The following is a 279-nucleotide window of genomic DNA, read 5'->3' on the forward strand; positions in this document are numbered from 1 at the left end:
GTCGGCGGTCGTCACGCCGCGCGTCACGCCCAGCACGTGCTGGTGGTCGTGCGGCTGGACGACCTGGATCTCCGGGCCGCCGCCCGCGCGCCACTCGCCACCGATGTACGCCGGCAGGTCGGCGCGGTCCTTCTCCAGCACGGCGACCTGCGCGAGCAGGGCGTCGCGCTCGGCGCTGCCCGGCGCGTAGGTCAGGTTCGGCTCGTTGGTGGGAGCCGGCGGCGTGGTGGTGGCGTCCATGGTCGCCACCGTACGAGCCTCAGCCAGAGATGAGGAACT

1 pseudogene is annotated in these 279 nt (G+C 73.5%); it reads right to left on the bottom strand.

Going from position 1 to position 279, the window contains the following annotated elements:
- A pseudogene (locus tag QWY28_RS23610) lies at positions 1-240 on the bottom strand (L-glutamate gamma-semialdehyde dehydrogenase); the annotation flags it as partial.
- Between the last annotated feature and the right edge of the window lie 39 nt (positions 241-279).

The sequence above is a fragment of the Nocardioides oceani genome, from assembly GCF_030412965.1.
GTDB classification, from domain to species: domain Bacteria; phylum Actinomycetota; class Actinomycetes; order Propionibacteriales; family Nocardioidaceae; genus Nocardioides; species Nocardioides oceani.